At 73.1% G+C, this 16,351-nt stretch carries 14 protein-coding genes; 10 read left to right on the top strand and 4 right to left on the bottom strand.

Annotated features, from left to right (window positions below; genetic code table 11):
* Positions 1-7 precede the first annotated feature (7 nt).
* Both OG904_RS06100 and OG904_RS06095 read left to right on the top strand, forming a co-directional pair.
* The gene (locus OG904_RS06100) at positions 8-1,228 is read left to right on the top strand and encodes a substrate-binding domain-containing protein (protein ID WP_405488160.1); all 1,221 of its coding nucleotides are present in this window, start codon (positions 8-10) and stop codon (positions 1,226-1,228) included.
* 104 nt (positions 1,229-1,332) lie between these two features.
* Complete coding sequence (locus OG904_RS06095) at positions 1,333-2,250, top strand: ROK family protein (protein WP_405497795.1); 918 nt, start codon at positions 1,333-1,335, stop codon at positions 2,248-2,250.
* Between the two features lie 60 nt (positions 2,251-2,310).
* Here the strand turns inward: OG904_RS06095 and OG904_RS06090 are convergent, their stop codons facing one another.
* Positions 2,311-3,306, bottom strand: coding sequence for a TAXI family TRAP transporter solute-binding subunit (locus OG904_RS06090; RefSeq protein ID WP_405488158.1), 996 nt, complete (start codon positions 3,304-3,306; stop codon positions 2,311-2,313).
* 119 nt (positions 3,307-3,425) lie between these two features.
* On the opposite strand from OG904_RS06090, the gene miaB reads away from it, so the two are divergent.
* Together miaB and OG904_RS06080 are read left to right on the top strand one after the other, a co-directional pair.
* Positions 3,426-4,940: a tRNA (N6-isopentenyl adenosine(37)-C2)-methylthiotransferase MiaB gene (miaB, locus tag OG904_RS06085; RefSeq protein WP_405488156.1), complete on the top strand. Its 1,515-nt coding sequence runs from the start codon at positions 3,426-3,428 to the stop codon at positions 4,938-4,940.
* Between the two features lie 332 nt (positions 4,941-5,272).
* The gene (locus tag OG904_RS06080; protein WP_405488154.1) at positions 5,273-5,980 is read left to right on the top strand and encodes a hypothetical protein; all 708 of its coding nucleotides are present in this window, start codon (positions 5,273-5,275) and stop codon (positions 5,978-5,980) included.
* Between the two features lie 132 nt (positions 5,981-6,112).
* Here the strand turns inward: OG904_RS06080 and OG904_RS06075 are convergent, their stop codons facing one another.
* The gene (locus OG904_RS06075; RefSeq protein ID WP_405488152.1) at positions 6,113-6,358 is read right to left on the bottom strand and encodes an antitoxin; all 246 of its coding nucleotides are present in this window, start codon (positions 6,356-6,358) and stop codon (positions 6,113-6,115) included.
* Positions 6,359-6,382: 24 nt separating this feature from the next.
* The gene (locus tag OG904_RS06070) at positions 6,383-6,598 is read right to left on the bottom strand and encodes a hypothetical protein (RefSeq protein WP_405488150.1); all 216 of its coding nucleotides are present in this window, start codon (positions 6,596-6,598) and stop codon (positions 6,383-6,385) included.
* Positions 6,599-6,794: 196 nt separating this feature from the next.
* Here OG904_RS06070 and miaA point away from each other — a divergent pair, with 196 nt between their 5' ends.
* From miaA to hflX, 6 genes are all read left to right on the top strand, one after another.
* Positions 6,795-7,733 carry a tRNA (adenosine(37)-N6)-dimethylallyltransferase MiaA gene (miaA, locus tag OG904_RS06065; RefSeq protein WP_405488148.1) on the top strand — a complete coding sequence of 313 codons (939 nt, stop codon included), beginning with the start codon at positions 6,795-6,797 and terminating at the stop codon, positions 7,731-7,733.
* 132 nt (positions 7,734-7,865) lie between these two features.
* Complete coding sequence (locus OG904_RS06060) at positions 7,866-8,378, top strand: hypothetical protein (protein WP_405497793.1); 513 nt, start codon at positions 7,866-7,868, stop codon at positions 8,376-8,378.
* 78 nt (positions 8,379-8,456) lie between these two features.
* A complete protein-coding gene (dapF, locus tag OG904_RS06055) occupies positions 8,457-9,332 on the top strand; it encodes a diaminopimelate epimerase (protein ID WP_405488146.1) in 876 nt (291 codons plus the stop codon).
* Between the two features lie 140 nt (positions 9,333-9,472).
* Positions 9,473-11,563, top strand: coding sequence for a RelA/SpoT family protein (locus tag OG904_RS06050; protein ID WP_405488144.1), 2,091 nt, complete (start codon positions 9,473-9,475; stop codon positions 11,561-11,563).
* A 231-nt stretch (positions 11,564-11,794) separates the two neighbouring features.
* The gene (locus OG904_RS06045; RefSeq protein ID WP_405488142.1) at positions 11,795-13,243 is read left to right on the top strand and encodes a M1 family metallopeptidase; all 1,449 of its coding nucleotides are present in this window, start codon (positions 11,795-11,797) and stop codon (positions 13,241-13,243) included.
* A gap of 189 nt (positions 13,244-13,432) precedes the next feature.
* On the top strand, positions 13,433-14,941 hold the full coding sequence (hflX, locus tag OG904_RS06040; RefSeq protein ID WP_405488140.1) for a GTPase HflX: 1,509 nt from the start codon (positions 13,433-13,435) through the stop codon (positions 14,939-14,941).
* Between the two features lie 145 nt (positions 14,942-15,086).
* Here the strand turns inward: hflX and OG904_RS06035 are convergent, their stop codons facing one another.
* Positions 15,087-16,256 carry a hypothetical protein gene (locus tag OG904_RS06035; protein ID WP_405488138.1) on the bottom strand — a complete coding sequence of 390 codons (1,170 nt, stop codon included), beginning with the start codon at positions 16,254-16,256 and terminating at the stop codon, positions 15,087-15,089.
* Positions 16,257-16,351: the final 95 nt, after the last annotated feature.

Below are 16,351 nucleotides of genomic sequence, written 5' to 3'. Positions count from 1 at the left end.
ACAGGCCATGGCCCGCAGACCCACCATCAAGGACATCGCCCGGCAGGCCGGGGTGTCCGAGAGCGCCGTCTCCTTCGCGCTCAACAACCGGCCGGGGGTCTCCCAGGACACCCGCGCCCGCATCAGGCGGGTCGCCGAAGAACTCGGCTGGCAGGCCAACAGCGCCGCCCGCGCCCTCTCCGGCGAACAGTGCGGCGCCGTCGGACTGGTGCTGGCCCGGCCCGCGCACACCCTCGGGGTCGAGTCCTTCTTCCTCCAGCTGGTCTCCGGCATCCAGGAGGTCCTGGCCGCCGGGCGGATCGCCCTGCTCTTCCAGGTGGTCGAGGACATCGACGCCGAATGCGCCGTGTACCGCCGGTGGTGGGCCGAGCGGCGGGTGGACGGGGTCGTCGTCGTGGACCCGAGGACCGAGGACCCGCGCCCGGCCCTCCTCGCACAGCTGGCCCTGCCCGCCGTCACGGTGGGGGAGCCGGGTCTGCCGGGGCAGCTGGGGCAGCCGGGGGAGCCTGGGGTGAGCGGTCAGTCCGGGGGGCCGGGGCTGCCGATGGCGGGAGGCCTGCCCGGAGGGACCGGCCCGGAGGGGGACGCCGGCCTGCCCGGGGGGACCGGCCCGGCGCGAGACACCGGCCTGCCCGGGGGGACCGGCCCGGCGGGGGCGGGGGGCCCGCCCTTCGGGCTGTCCGCCGTCCGGGCGGATGACGCGGGGGCCATGGCGCAGGTGCTCGACCACCTGTACGGGCTCGGCCACCGCCGGATCGCGCACGTCGCCGGACTGCCCGGTCTCGCCCACACCGAGCGCCGGATCCGCTCGCTGCGCGCCGAGGCGCAGCGGCTCGGGCTCGGCCCCGGGCAGGTGCGCTCGGTCGCCACCGACTACTCCGACGCCGAGGGCGCGGCGGCCACCCGGCGGCTCCTCGCCGAGGACCGGCCGCCGACCGCGATCGTCTACGACAACGACGTGATGGCCGTGGCCGGCGTCGCCGTCGCCTCCGAGCTGGGCATCCCGGTGCCGGGCCGACTCTCGGTCGTGGCCTGGGACGACTCCGCGCTCTGCCGGGTCACCCACCCCCGGCTCACGGCCCTGGTGCGCGACACCGCGGGCTTCGGCCGGCTCGCCGCGGAGGAACTCCTCGCCGTCCTCGCGGGAAGCCCGCCGAGGTGCCGCGAGAGCGAGCGGCCCAGGCTGGAGCCCCGGGAGAGTACGGCCCCGCCGCCGGCCGCATACTGAAACCGACCCCTCCCTGGAGAGCCACCGTGACCACCCCCACTCCCACCTCCGCCTTCCCCGCCCCCCGCGCCGGCGCGCCGGTCGATCCCGGCCCGACGGTCGCGATCGACATCGGCGGTACGAAGGTCGCCGGCGCACTGGTGGACCCGGACGGCACGATGACGGCCACCACCCGCCGCCCGACCCCCCGCGGCGCGGACGCGGACACGGTCTTCGCGGCCGTCGCGGAGGTCGTCGCGGAACTCGCGAAGTCCCCGCTGTGGTCCTCGGCGGTCCGCTGCGGCATCGGCAGCGCGGGCCCTGTGGACACCGCGCTCGGCACGGTCAGCCCGGTCAACATCGGCGCCTGGCGGGGCTTCCCCGTCCAAGCCCGGGTGGAGGCGGAACTCGCGGAGCACGGGGCGCGGATCCCGACGGTGCTGGCCGGTGACGGGGTGGCGATGACCGCCGCCGAGCACTGGCTGGGCGCGGCCCGGGGCCACGCCAACGCGCTCTGCATGGTGGTCTCCACCGGCGTCGGTGGCGGACTCGTCCTGAACAACCAGCTGCACCCCGGTCCCACCGGGAACGCGGGCCACATCGGGCACATCAGCGTCGCCTTCGACGGGGAGCCGTGCGCGTGCGGCGGCATCGGCTGCGTGGAGTCCATCGCCTCCGGCACCGCGATCTCGCGCTGGGCCCTGGCCCAGGGGTGGGTTCCGTCCGGTGACCCCACCGCGGCCGGGGTGGCCGCCGCCGCGGCCGCGGGTGACCCGGTCGCCGTGGCCGCCTTCGACCGCGCGGGCCGGGCGCTGGCCGCCGCCATCGCGGCCACCGCGACCCTGGTCGAGACCGACATCGCCGTCATCGGAGGCGGCGTGGCCGCCTCCGGAGAGACCCTCTTCGGTCCGGTCCGCACGCACCTGGCCTCGTACGCGACCCTGTCGTTCGTCAAGGAGCTCCAGGTCGTCCCGGCGACGCTGGGCACGCACGCGGGGCTGATCGGCGCGGCCGCGGCGGCGACGATGCTGCTGCGGTCCTGAGCCCGGCGGGGCCCGAGAGACCTCGGGACCACGGCTCCACGGCTGCGGTTACGGCTTCGCTTACGGCTTCACTGAGCGGTAGTACCGGGCCGCGCCCGTGTGCAGCTCCAGCGGATCCGTGTAGATCGCGGTCCGCAGGTCCACCAGCTGCGCCGCGTGGACCTGGCGCCCGATCTCGTCCCGGCTGTTGATCACGGTCTTGGTGAACTGCTCCGTCAGCTCGGCGCCCGTGTCCTCCCGGGTCACCAGCAGGTTCGGCACCGCCACGGTGGCCACCGTCGAGGTGTTGCGGGCACGCGCGTAGGCGTCCTGGGGCATCACCGCCGCCCGGTAGTAGCGCGCGGGGCTGCCACTGGCCTGGAGGGCCTCCAGCAGGTCGCCGAGCTGTACCAGCCGGATCTCGAACCGCTCCGAGAGCTCGCGCACGGCATTGGTCGGCAGTCCGCCCGACCAGAAGAACGCGTCGATCCAGCCGTCCTCCAGCTCCGCCGGCATGGTGTCGATGCCGATGGACACCGGGGTGATGTCGCGGGCCGGGTCCAGGCCCGCGGCCGTGAGCATCCGCTCCGAGATCAGCCGCACCCCCGAACCGTTCTGTCCGACGGCCACCCGCTTGCCGCGCAGGTCCCGCGCCGACTGGACCGGCGACCCGGCGGGCACCACCAGCTGCACGTAGTCGTCGTAGAGCCGGGCACAGCCCCGCAGCCTGTCGGCGCCGGGCTTCCCGTCGACGCGGTACTTGGCCACCGCGTCGGCCGTCGCCACCGTGAAGTCCGCCTCGCCGTCGGCCACCCGCTGCAGGTTCTGCTGCGAGCCCTCGCTGGTCTGCAGCCGGACCCTGACCCCGGGGATGTCCTTGGCCAGCGCCTGCTCCAGCAGCTGGCCGTAGCGGTGGTAGACCCCGGTCTGGACCCCCGTGCTGAAGGTGAGCTCACCCGTGAGCTCCGGCCGGCCGAAGGGCCGCAGCCACCAGAGGAGGGCGCAGAGCACGGCCAGCACGGCCACCAGGGCCCGCAGGGCACGGCGCCTGCTGATCCGGGGCGGTACGAGAGGCATGGCCGCGATCCTGCCACCGACTCGCCCTCCTGTCACGGCCCGCCGGGGCGGCCCCGCGCGCCCCGGTCACCGGGGGCCGCCCGGGACGGGCCGCCCGGACGGCCCCGTACCCTTGCTGGGTGAGCACTGAGGGCGAGGCGACTGTTGTGAAAACGTACGAGGTCCGGACGTACGGCTGTCAGATGAACGTGCACGACTCCGAGCGGCTGTCCGGCCTGCTGGAGGACGCCGGGTACGTCCGCGCCCCCGAGGGCTCCGACGGTGACGCCGACGTCGTCGTGTTCAACACCTGCGCCGTCCGCGAGAACGCCGACAACAAGCTCTACGGCAACCTCGGACGCCTCGCCCCGATGAAGACCAAGCGCCCCGGGATGCAGATCGCCGTCGGCGGCTGCCTCGCGCAGAAGGACCGCGACACGATCGTGGACCGCGCCCCCTGGGTCGACGTGGTCTTCGGCACGCACAACATCGGCAAACTGCCCGTCCTGCTGGAGCGCGCGCGCATCCAGGAAGAGGCGCAGATCGAGATCGCCGAGTCGCTCGAGGCCTTCCCCTCCACGCTGCCGACCCGGCGCGAGTCCGCGTACGCCGCCTGGGTCTCGATCTCCGTCGGCTGCAACAACACCTGCACCTTCTGCATCGTCCCGGCGCTGCGCGGCAAGGAGGAGGACCGCCGTCCCGGCGACATCCTCGCCGAGGTCGAGGCGCTCGTCGCCGAGGGCGTCTCCGAGATCACCCTGCTCGGCCAGAACGTCAACGCCTACGGCTCCGACCTGGGCGACCGCGAGGCCTTCTCCAAGCTGCTGCGCGCCTGCGGTGCCATCGAAGGCCTGGAGCGGGTCCGCTTCACCTCCCCGCACCCGCGCGACTTCACGGACGACGTGATCGCGGCGATGGCCGAGACCCCCAACGTCATGCCGCAGCTGCACATGCCGATGCAGTCGGGCTCGGACACCATCCTGAAGGCGATGCGCCGCTCGTACCGCCAGGAGCGCTTCCTCGGCATCATCGAGAAGGTCCGCGCGGCCATCCCGCACGCGGCGATCTCCACCGACATCATCGTGGGCTTCCCCGGCGAGACGGAGGAGGACTTCCAGCAGACGATGCACGCCGTGCGCGAGGCCCGCTTCGCGAACGCGTTCACCTTCCAGTACTCCAAGCGCCCCGGGACCCCGGCCGCCGACATGGAGGGGCAGATCCCCAAGGAGGTCGTCCAGGAGCGGTACATGCGCCTGGTCGCCCTCCAGGAGGAGATCTCCTGGGACGAGAACAAGAAGCAGGTCGGCCGCACGCTGGAGGTCATGGTCGCGGAGGGCGAGGGCCGCAAGGACGGAGCCACGCACCGCCTGTCCGGGCGGGCCCCCGACAACCGCCTGGTGCACTTCACGAAGCCGGAGGCCGAGGTCCGTCCGGGTGACGTGGTGACCGTGGAGATCACTTACGCGGCTCCGCACCACCTCCTGGCGGAGGGGCCGACCCAGGCGGTACGCCGCACGCGTGCGGGCGACGCGTGGGAGAAGCGCAACGCGGCCCCGCCGCAGCCGAAGGGCGTACTCCTCGGGATCCCGACGCTGGGCGTCCCGGCGCCGCTCCCGGTGACGACGTCGGGCTGCGCGGCACCCGCGTCTTCCTGACGCGCGCACCCTTTTTTGACGCGCCGCTCGCACCGCTGCGCCGGACTCCGTCCGGCCGGTGGCACGGCGGTGACACGGCCGGTCCTCAAGCGCCGGACGGGCTGATCGCGCGCCTCAAACGCCGGCGAGGCTGGATAGATCAAGCCCCGCCGGCGTTTGAGGCGCGGGGTCTGGGGCGGAGCCCCAGGGAACGGTGGAAGGGCGGGTAGGGGACCCCGCCCCGCGCAGCGGCACACCCGCCCGGCCGGCGTGCAGGGCCGCGTCCCGGGGTCCGGGGGCCGGTTCGGGCGGAGGTGGGACGGGTGTGGGTGGCTGCGGCTACGCTGCGGATCATGCTCGTAGCCGCAGCCGTCTGCCCCACCCCGCCGATGCTCCTGCCGGAGCTCGCCACGGGCGCCGCCACCGAACTCGCCGCCGCCCGCACCGCGTGCTCCGACGCGCTGTCCGTGCTCGCCGCCTCCCGGCCCGATCTGCTCGTCGTGGTCGGCGCCGCCGACCCGGACCACCAGGGGGCCTACCCCCAGGGCTCCCGCGGCACCTTCCGCGGATTCGGGGCCGGGGCCGACGTACGGCTGGGAGAGGGCGAGGAGGGGCCGCGCCTGCTGCCCACCTCCCTCTCCGTCGGTGCCTGGCTGCTCGGCCGGGCGGGCTGGGGCGCCGCGCCCCTGGAGGGGTTCGGGGTCGCCGGGCCGCAGGACACCGAGAAGTGCCTGGAGGCCGGCCGGGAGCTCGCCGCCCGCGAAGCCCGGGTCGCGCTGCTCGTCATGGGTGACGGCAGCGCCTGCCGCTCCCTCAAGGCCCCCGGTTACCTCGACGAACGCGCGGCCGCCTTCGACGCCGAGGCCGCCCGCGCGCTCGCCGCCGCCGACCTGCCCGCGCTCGCCGCCCTCGACGCGGGGCTCGCCGCCGAGCTCCAGGCCGCCGGGCGGGCCCCCTGGCAGGTGCTCGCCGGGGCCGCGGAGGGCGCCGGGCTCGAAGGGCGGCTGCTGTACGAGGACGCCCCGTACGGGGTCGGGTACTTCGTCGCCGCCTGGTCGTAGCCGCGTAGCCGCGTGGCCGCGTGGCCCGTAGTCGGGTAGCCCCGTAGACACGCCGCGGCCCCCGGACACGACGGAGGGGCGCGGCACCACGCTCGGTGGTGCCGCGCCCCTCCGTGGAATCACGGGAACGCGTCAGGAGGCGGCCGGCGGTGTCGGCCCGCCGGGCGTGTCCTTGTGCGCGATCTTGCCCAGGGCGTCCTTCGCCTTGTCCGCGCCGCTAGAGATCTGGCCGCTGTACTTGCCCTTGGTCTTGGAGTCGACGGCCTTGGCCATCTTCTCCAGATTCTGGGTGATCTTGCCCTCGTGCTGTGCAGCGAGGTCGCCGACCTTGTCCTTGGCGGGCGCGAGCTTGGCCTTCAGATTGTCCAGCAGGCCCATGGGTCACCTTCCAATGGCGGGTAACTACGAACGGGCACCCTCTGCGGCCTCGCTGTCCGCGCTGACCTCCGCCGACTGCTGCTTCGGGATCTCCACGGCTTCCACCGCGCTCTCCTCCGCCACAGTCGCCTCGGTCCCGGCCTCGTCGGCCGTCGCGGACTCCGCCGTCAGGTCCTCGGTGACGGCCTCTTCGGTCGTCGCCTGGCTCTTGCGGCCGAGAAGCCGGTCCAAAATGCCCATGTCTACTCCTATAACGTTACTCGTGGGAGTGAAGTTCCGCCCTGGACGGACCGGCCCGCGCCGGTCACGGGCCGGGCGTACGACGGGCGCACGCCGGGCCGGAACCCCGCCAAGGCAACGACCCCGATCCGGTCACGTCACGTAGCTCGATCGGGTACATGGCGGTACCTTGACGAGGGGCTGCGAGACTGGTGCGGTGAAGAAAGCAGCCCCCGCCCCGCGGGTCATCGCCGTCGTCGGGCCCACCGCGGCCGGAAAGTCGGATCTCGGTGTGGCCCTGGCCCGTCATTTCGACGGCGAAGTCGTCAACGCCGACTCGATGCAGCTGTATCGGGGGATGGACATCGGCACCGCCAAACTGACGGCCGAGGAGCGCGGAGGGGTCCCGCACCACCTCCTCGACATCTGGGACGTCACCGAGACGGCGAGCGTCGCGGAGTACCAGCGCCTCGCCCGCGCCGAGATCGACAAGCTGCTCGCCCAGGGCCGTACGCCGGTCCTCGTCGGCGGTTCCGGCCTGTACGTGCGCGGCGCGCTCGACGCCATGGAGTTCCCCGGCACCGACCCCGAGGTCCGGGCCAGGCTGGAGGCCGAGGCCACCCTGCGCGGCCCCGGCGCCCTGCACGCCCGCCTCGCCGCCGCCGACCCGGCCGCCGCCCAGGCCATCCTGCCCAGCAACGGCCGCCGCATCGTGCGCGCGCTGGAGGTCATCGAGATCACCGGGAGGCCGTTCACCGCGAACCTGCCCGGCCACGAGTCCGTCTACGACACGGTCCAGATCGGCGTGGACGTGGCCCGGCCCGAGCTCGACGAGCGGATCGCGCTGCGCGTGGACCGGATGTGGGAGGCCGGACTGGTGGACGAGGTCCGCGCCCTGGAGGCCGCGGGGCTGCGCGACGGAATCACCGCCTCCAGAGCGCTCGGCTACCAGCAGGTGCTGGACGTGCTCGCCGGGCAGTGCACGGAGGAGGAGGCGCGCGCCGAGACGGTCCGCGCCACCAAGCGTTTCGCCCGGCGGCAGGACTCGTGGTTCCGCCGCGACCCGAGGGTGCACTGGCTCAGCGGGGCCGTCGCTGACCGTGGGGAACTCGCCGGACTCGCGCAGTCGTTGGTCGAACGAGCGGTCACAGCCTGATCACGTGATGGCATCGGGACGCCCCGGGCGCCTGTCCGGGGGTCGCTGGCGTGCCATCATCAAACTTCCGCCGGTGCCGTCACCGGCGGTGAACGGCGGCGTACGAAGTCCGAGTGGGGAGGGCGCGTGGCGATGGAGGCCGGCCCTCGTGACACCGGTCGGGACGACACCCGGCCGGAAGCGGACCCGATGCTTCACGGCGCCCTCGCGGACGTCGGCGGACTCGGACTGCCCGCAGAACCCGCACGGCTGACCCCCGACGGCCCGGACGCTCCGGACCGCACCGAGGTGGAGGCCGCCGCCGCACCCGAGTTCGAGGTCGAGCTGCGTCCGCAGCGCCGGCTGCGGCTGTGGCAGATCGCCCCCATCGTCGTGCTGGCCGCGGCCGGGTCCCTGATGTTCGCCTTCCCGCTCGCCTTCGAGTTCGGCGACGGCGGAGCGGTCGTCGCCATGCTCGGCTTCCTCCTCATGAGCTGCGCGGGCGGCTGGGGCATGATGGCCGCGCGCCGCGTGGGCTACGCCCTGCCGGGGCTCCCGGCCCGCGGTTCGGGCCTGCGCCCCGACTGGCGCCTCGCCCTGCTGTACGCGCTGCTCGCGCTGGGCCTCGTAGCCCTCGCGGTGTACCGGGTGGCCCGGCTGCGGTAGCCGCGGGCCCGGTACCGGCTGTGGTGGCCGCGGATCCGGTACCGGCCGCGGTGGCCGCGGGCTCGGTACCATGGGGCGGTGACGCAGACCAGCCTCTCCTTCCTCAAGGGCCACGGCACCGAGAACGACTTCGTGATCGTCCCGGACCCGGACAACGCCATCGAGCTGCCGGCCCGCGCCGTCGCGCGGCTGTGCGACCGGCGGGCCGGGATCGGCGCGGACGGCGTGCTGCACGTCGTGCGCTCCGCCGCGCACCCCGAGGCGGCGCACATGGCCGACGAGGCCGAGTGGTTCATGGACTACCGCAACAGCGACGGCTCCGTCGCCGAGATGTGCGGCAACGGCGTCCGCGTCTTCGCCCGCTACCTCCAGCACGCGGGACACACCGAGCCCGGCGAGCTGGCCGTCGCCACCCGCGGCGGAGTCAAGCGGGTGTACCTCGACAAGACCGGTGACGTGACCGTCTCCATGGGCCGCGCCGAACTGCCCGAGGGCGAAGTCACGGTCTCCGTCGGAGACCGCTCCTGGCCCGCGCGCAACGTCAACATGGGGAACCCGCACGCGGTGGCGTTCGTTGACAGCCTGGACGACGCCGGGAAGCTGCTGGACCCGCCCCCGTGCAGCCCGGCGTCCGCCTACCCGACGGGTGTCAACGTCGAGTTCGTCGTCGACCGCGGCCCCCGGCACGTCGCCATGCGCGTCCACGAGCGCGGCTCCGGCGAGACCCGCTCCTGCGGCACCGGCGCCTGCGCGGTCGCCGTGGCCGCCATCCGCCGGGACGGCGCGGACCCGGCCGTCACCGGCGAGCCCGTCACGTACACCGTCGATCTGCCCGGCGGCACGCTGGTCATCACCGAACACCCCGACGGCCGGATCGAGATGACCGGACCCGCCGTGATCGTGGCCGAGGGCGAGTTCGATCCCGCCTGGCTCACCGAAACGGCTTTCGTCTAAAGCTTCCCTCTAATGGGTGATCCGTTTCACGCTGAGCGAGAGGTGGACTGCGCCACGTGGTGGGGTCGGTAGCATCAGGCACCGGCCCTGCGGGCTCACCCCATGCCCACCACCGCCGGTCGAAGCCGTCGGAGGTGCCCATGAGTGCAGAGGCCACGAACCCCGAAGCACGTCCCGAAGCGCTCCCTGAACTTCGCAGACGCGGCCGGACCAGGCTTGACCTGCGACGACTCGGACGTGCTGCGCTGCTCGGGCCCACGCCCCGGGACCGCCTGCCCGACGCCATCGGCCATGTCGCCGAGGCGCACCGCGCCCACCACCCGGACGCGGACCTGTCCGTCCTGCGCCGCGCGTACCTGCTCGCCGAGACCTCGCACCGCGGTCAGATGCGCAAGAGCGGTGAGCCGTACATCACACATCCGCTCGCCGTCACCCTCATCCTGGCCGAACTCGGAGCCGAGACCACCACCTTGACGGCCTCTCTCCTCCACGACACGGTCGAGGACACCGAGGTGACCCTCGATCAGGTGCGCGAGGAGTTCGGCGAAGAGGTCTGCTTCATCGTCGACGGCGTCACCAAGGTCGAGAAGATCGACTACGGCGCCGCCGCCGAGCCCGAGACCTTCCGCAAGATGCTCGTCGCCACCGGCAACGACGTCCGCGTGATGTCCATCAAACTCGCCGACCGGCTGCACAACATGCGCACCCTCGGCGTGATGCGGCCCGAGAAACAGGCCCGCATCGCCAAGGTCACCCGCGACGTGCTGATCCCGCTCGCCGAACGGCTCGGCGTGCAGGCCCTGAAGACCGAGCTGGAAGACCTGGTCTTCGCGATCCTGCACCCCGAGGAGTACGAGCACACCCGCGCCCTGATCGCGGCCCACGCGGGGGAGCGCGACCCGCTGCCCGCCATCGCCGGCTCCGTACGGAGCGTCCTGCGCGACGCGGGCATCGCCGCCGAGGTCGTGGTGCGGCCCCGGCACTTCGTCTCCGTGCACCGCGTCTCCCTCAAGCGCGGGGAACTGCGCGGCTCCGACTTCGGCCGCCTGCTGGTCCTCGTGGGCGAGAACGCGGACTGCTACGCCGTGCTCGGGGAGCTGCACACCTGCTTCACCCCGGTCATCTCGGAGTTCAAGGACTTCATCGCCTCCCCGAAGTTCAACCTCTACCAGTCCCTGCACACCGCCTTCGCCACGCCCGAGGGGTACGTCGCCGAGGTGATCGTGCGGACCCGGCAGATGCACCGGGTCGCGGAGGCGGGGGTCGTGGCGCTCGGCAATCCGTACACGACGCCGCCCGCCGCGGACCAGGTCGCGGCGGCCGACTGCGACGAGGAGCGGGTGGACCCGACCCGGCCCGGCTGGCTGTCGCGGCTGCTCGACTGGCAGCAGTCGGCGCCCGACCCCGACACCTTCTGGGACGTCCTGCGCTCCGAGCTGGCGCAGGACCGGGAGATCACCGTGTTCCGGGCCGACGGGGGGACGCTCGGCCTGCCGGCGGGTGCCAGCTGTATCGACGCCGCCTACGCGCAGTACGGCGAGGCGGCCCACAGCTGTATCGGCGCCCGGGTCAACGGGCGCCTGACCTCCCTGTCCTCCCGGCTCTCGGACGGGGACACCGTCCAGCTGCTGCTCGCGCACGACGCCTCCTCGGGGCCCGCCGCCGACTGGCTGGATCACGCGAAGACCCCGGCCGCCCGGATCGCCGTCAGCAGCTGGCTGGAGTCCCATCCCGACGGCGCCGGGCCCGCCGCGGCCGCTCCCAGGGCGCCGCTGTCGGTGATCGGGGCCCGCGGCGGCGGCGGCAACGCCGTGGCCGACCTGCCGGACGCCACCGTGCGGCTCGCGGGGTGCTGCACGCCGGTGCCGCCGGACGCCGTCGAGGGGTTCGTCGTACGCGGCGGTGCCGTCACCGTGCACCGCGTCCACTGCGCGACGGTGGCCCAGATGCGGGCGGTGGGCCGGGCCCCCGTCGCCGTGCACTGGCGGGCGACCGCGGACTGCCGGGTCACCCTGCTCGCCGAATCGTTCGGCCGCCCGCACCTGCTGGCCGATCTGACCGAGGCCATCGCCCGCGAAGGGGTCGAAGTGGTCTCCGCGACCGTGGAGCCGCCGGTCGAACAGCGGGTCCGGCACAGCTACACCCTCCAGCTGCCCGACGCGGCGGGACTCCCGGCGCTCATGCGGGCCATGCGGGACGTGCCGGGCGTCTACGACGTCAGCCGGGCGTAGGCGGTCCGGCCGGGCGCAAGGGGCCCGGCCGTGCTCGAGTGGTCGGTCCGGGTCGGGCTCGAGTGGTCGGTCCGGCCTCGCTCGAGTGGTCCCGGCCGGGCTCGAGCCGGCCGGCCGGGCTTGAGCGGTCCGGCCGGGCTTGAGCGGTCCGGTAGCGCACCCGACCCCTTTCGGGTGGATCCGTCGCGCGCCGTTCGCGGGCGCTCGACGGGCGCTGGTATGCGGTGGGGGATGCAGCTCACCTCCCCGCGCCTGCGCGCCGCCCTGCTGGCCGCGGCCTCCCTCACCCTCGTCGCCGCCGTGGTGCCGCCGCCCACGGCACTCGGCATCGGCGACCCGCTGTTCCCGGAACTCGGGAACCCCGGCTTCGACGTGCTCTCGTACGACCTGTCCTTCGCCTACAAGGACAACCGCAGCCCGCTCGACGCGGTCACCGTCATCGACGCGCGCACCCTCACGCGGCTCGAAACCGTGAACCTGGACTTCACCCACGGGAAAGCGGCCTCCGCCGAGGTCAACGGGGAGCCGGCGCGGTTCGCGAGCGCCGGGGAGGACCTCGTACTGACCCCCGCCCGGCCCGTGGAGCCGGGCACGCCCCTGCACATCACCGTCCGGCACACGAGCGATCCGCGCGGCGGCGCCGACGGCGGCTGGGTGGTCACCGAGGACGGGCTGGCCATGGCCAACCAGGCCGACGCCGCCCACCGGGTCTTCCCGTGCAACGACCACCCCGCCGACAAGGCGTACTTCACCTTCCGCGTCACCGCGCCGGCCGGGCTGACGGCCGTGGCCAACGGTGTGCCGGGCGCGCTGCCGGCCCCCCGGGCGGGCGCCGCGACCACGTGGACGTACCGGACCCTGCACCCGATGGCCACCGAGCTCGCCCAGGTCTCGATCGGGAAATCGGCCGTCCTGCACGGCACCGGACCGCACGGGCTGCCGCTGCGCGACGTGGTCCCGGCGGCCGACCGGGAGAAGCTGGAGCCTTGGCTGAAGAAGACCGCCGGGCACATCGAGTGGATGGAGGCCCGGGTCGGCCGCTATCCCTTCGAGAACTACGGGGTGCTGATCGCGAAGGCCAGCACCGGCTTCGAGCTGGAGACGCAGACGCTGTCGCTGTTCGAGAGCGGGCTCTTCGCGGGCAGCGGGGGATACCCCGATTGGTACGTGGAATCCGTGATGGTCCACGAGCTGGCCCACCAGTGGTTCGGCGACAGCGTGAGCCCGCGCACGTGGTCCGACCTGTGGCTCAACGAGGGCCACGCCACCTGGTACGAAGCCCTGTACGCGGACGGCCTCGGCAAGTACTCCCTGGAGCGGCGCATGCGCGAGGCGTACCAGCGCTCCGACCAGTGGCGCGCGGCCGGCGGCCCCCCGGCCGCACCGAAGCCGGCGGCCCCGGGCGAGAAGATCGGGCTGTTCCGGCCGGCGGTCTACGACGGGGCCGCGCTGATCCTCTACGCGCTGCGGCAGGAGATCGGGACGGAGGCCTTCGACCGGTTGGAGCGGCGCTGGGTCGGCGAGAACCGGGACGCGATCGCGGGTACGGCGGACTTCGTACGGCTGGCCTCGCAGGAGGCCGGACGGGACCTGGGGGCCTTCCTGGAGCCGTGGCTGTACGGGAAGAAGACGCCGGCGATGCCGGGACACCCGGAGTGGAGCACCCCGAAAAGCGTGTGACGCGCGCGGAACGGGCATGCCACCATCGACGGGGCCGCTCGCCGCTCGCCACTGGCGCTTCCGCTGAGGGGAATCTCAGGGGAGTGTCACGCGTTGGACGTAACAGTGTTATGTCACGCGCAGGGGTAGCTTTGGCCCTGGCTCCGCTTCGTCTGACGCGGACGCATTCGAAAACGACGTAAGGATCCAATGACCTCCTCTTCTTCCCCTTCCCAGGACGCGCGGGACGACGCACAGGGTGCGGCGGACCCGCAGAGCTTCACCGAGAGCCTTCGGGCCGACGCCCTGATGGAAGAGGACGTCGCCTGGAGCCACGAGGTCGACGGAGACCGGGACGGCGAGCAGTTCGAGCGCTCCGAGCGCGCGGCCCTGCGCCGCGTGGTCGGCCTCTCCACCGAGCTCGAGGACGTCACCGAGGTCGAGTACCGCCAGCTCCGCCTGGAGCGGGTCGTACTCGTGGGCGTGTGGACCTCCGGCACGGTGCAGGACGCGGACAACTCCCTCGCGGAGCTCGCCGCCCTCGCCGAGACGGCGGGCGCGCTCGTGCTCGACGGCGTCATCCAGCGCCGTGACAAGCCCGACCCGGCCACCTTCATCGGTTCCGGCAAGGCCCGCGAGCTGCGCGACATCGTGATGGAGAGCGGCGCCGACACCGTCGTCTGTGACGGTGAGCTCAGCCCCGGCCAGCTCATCGCCCTCGAAGACGTCGTCAAGGTGAAGGTGGTCGACCGGACCGCGCTCATCCTCGACATCTTCGCCCAGCACGCCAAGTCCCGTGAGGGCAAGGCGCAGGTCGCGCTCGCGCAGATGCAGTACATGCTGCCGCGACTGCGCGGCTGGGGTGCCTCGCTGTCCCGGCAGATGGGTGGCGGCGGCGGTGGCGGCATGGCCACCCGCGGCCCCGGTGAGACCAAGATCGAGACGGACCGGCGCCGGATCCGCGAGAAGATGGCGAAGATGCGCCGGGAGATCGCGGACATGAAGACCGGCCGCGACATCAAGCGGCAGGAACGGCGCCGCAACAAGGTGCCCTCGGTCGCCATCGCCGGATACACCAACGCCGGCAAGTCCTCGCTGCTCAACCGCCTCACGGGCGCGGGCGTCCTGGTGGAGAACGCGCTGTTCGCCACCCTCGACCCGACCGTGCGCCGGGCCGAGACGCCGTCCGGCCGGGTCTACACCCTGGCCGACACGGTCGGCTTCGTCCGGCACCTGCCCCACCACCTCGTCGAGGCGTTCCGCTCCACGATGGAGGAGGTCGGCGACTCCGACCTCATCCTGCACATCGTGGACGGCTCGCACCCGGCCCCGGAGGAGCAGCTGGCGGCGGTCCGCGAGGTCATCCGCGAGGTCGGCGCCGTCAAGGTGCCCGAGATCGTGGTGATCAACAAGGCGGACGCGGCCGACCCGCTGGTCCTCCAGCGCCTGCTGCGGATCGAGAAGCGCTCCATCGCCGTCTCGGCGCGCACCGGCCAGGGCATCGAGGAACTCCTCGCGCTCATCGACGCCGAGCTGCCGAGGCCGGCGATCGAGGTCGAGGCCGTGGTGCCGTACACGCGCGGCTCGCTGGTCGCCCGGGCGCACGCCGAGGGCGAGGTGATCTCCGAGGAGCACACGGCGGAGGGCACCCTGCTCAAGGCCCGGGTGCACGCGGAACTGGCGGCGGAGTTCGCTCCGTACGTGCTCGCGAAGCACTGACGCGGTGGCCTGCGGGCCGCTGCGCGCATGACGGAGGGCCCCCGCTGGTGCGGGGGCCCTCCGTCATGCGGTGCCGGTCACTTGAACTCGGCGCTCAGTTGGACCTGACGCTCGCTTGGACCTGCCGGTCGTTTGGACCTGCCGGTCACTTGAACTTGGCGCTCACGGCGTCGAAGATGCCCTTCGCCTCCGGACCCAGCCGGGGTCCGGCCAGCCAGCCCGCCTTGGCCGGGCCTATGGAGGTGTTGGACACCAGCGCGGGCTTGCCGTCGGCACCCGCCGCGATCCAGCCACCGCCCGAGGAACCGCCGGTCATCGTGCAGCCGATGCGGTACATCGCCGGATCGGTCGCGTTCAGCGACAGCCGGCCCGGCTTGTCGGTGCACTGGAAGGCCTTCTGGCCGTCGAACGGAGCCGCCGCCGGGTAACCGGTCGCCGTCATGTTCGCGATCTTGGGCGCGGCCGGCGCGCTGAACTCCACCGGGAGCGCCGTACCGACCGTCTCCTCCAGCGACTTGCCGCCGCCCTTCTCCGGGGTCACGTGCAGTACCGCGAAGTCGTACGGTGCGCCCGCGCCGCCGGTCGGACCACCGGTCGCGATCCACTGGTCGGAGGTCTGCGCCCAGTCGCTCCACCACACGCCGTACGGGGCCACCTGCTCGCGCGGCGCGCCCTTGAGCGCGGCCGCCGCCTTGCCCGTGTTGTTGTACGACGGAACGAAGGCGATGTTGCGGTACCAGCCGCCGGACTTGCCCGCGTGCACGCAGTGACCGGCCGTCCAGACCATGTTGGACTTGCCGGGGTGCGCCGGGTCCTTGATCACGGTCGCCGAGCAGACCATCGAGCCCTCGGGGCCGTCGAAGAAGACCTTGCCGGAGGCGGGAACGCTCTGGTGGTACGGCGGGTTCGCGCCCTTCGCCGCCACCGCGGCGGGAGTCGGGTCGGTGACGCCCTGGTCCTTGCCCGCGTCGGGGTCGACGGCCGGCGGCTGCGGGGTCTTGCCGGCGTCACGCATCCGGTCCGGGTCCCAGAGGTCCTCGATGATCGGGTTGATGTAGTCGCCCGCCTCGCGGAGCCAGTCCTCCTTCTTCCAGTTCTTCCACGCACCTCCCTTCCACTTCTCCAGGTCTATGCCGTGCTCCTTGAGCTTGTCCTTGAGCCCGTCCGGGATCTTGACCCCGTCCAGGCTGGTCGGAAGGCTCGCCGCGACGGTCGGCTTGGCGTCGGTGTCACCGTCGCCGGGTCCACAGGCCGCGGCGGTCAGCGCGAGCGCGGCCGAGCACAGGATCGCGGTGACCGGTCGGATCGGTCGCATGTCGTGAATCCCCCTGGTGTTTCGGGATGGTGCCTGGGTTGCAGCCCCCCACTATGCCGCTGCCGTGGGGGACGGCACAGCCCGGGGCGCCGGTT

The organism is Streptomyces sp. NBC_00096 (assembly GCF_045041305.1).
Lineage (GTDB): Bacteria > Actinomycetota > Actinomycetes > Streptomycetales > Streptomycetaceae > Streptomyces.
The sequence above is the reverse complement of the archived record's forward strand: the minus strand, read 5'-3'. Positions and strand labels throughout refer to the sequence as shown.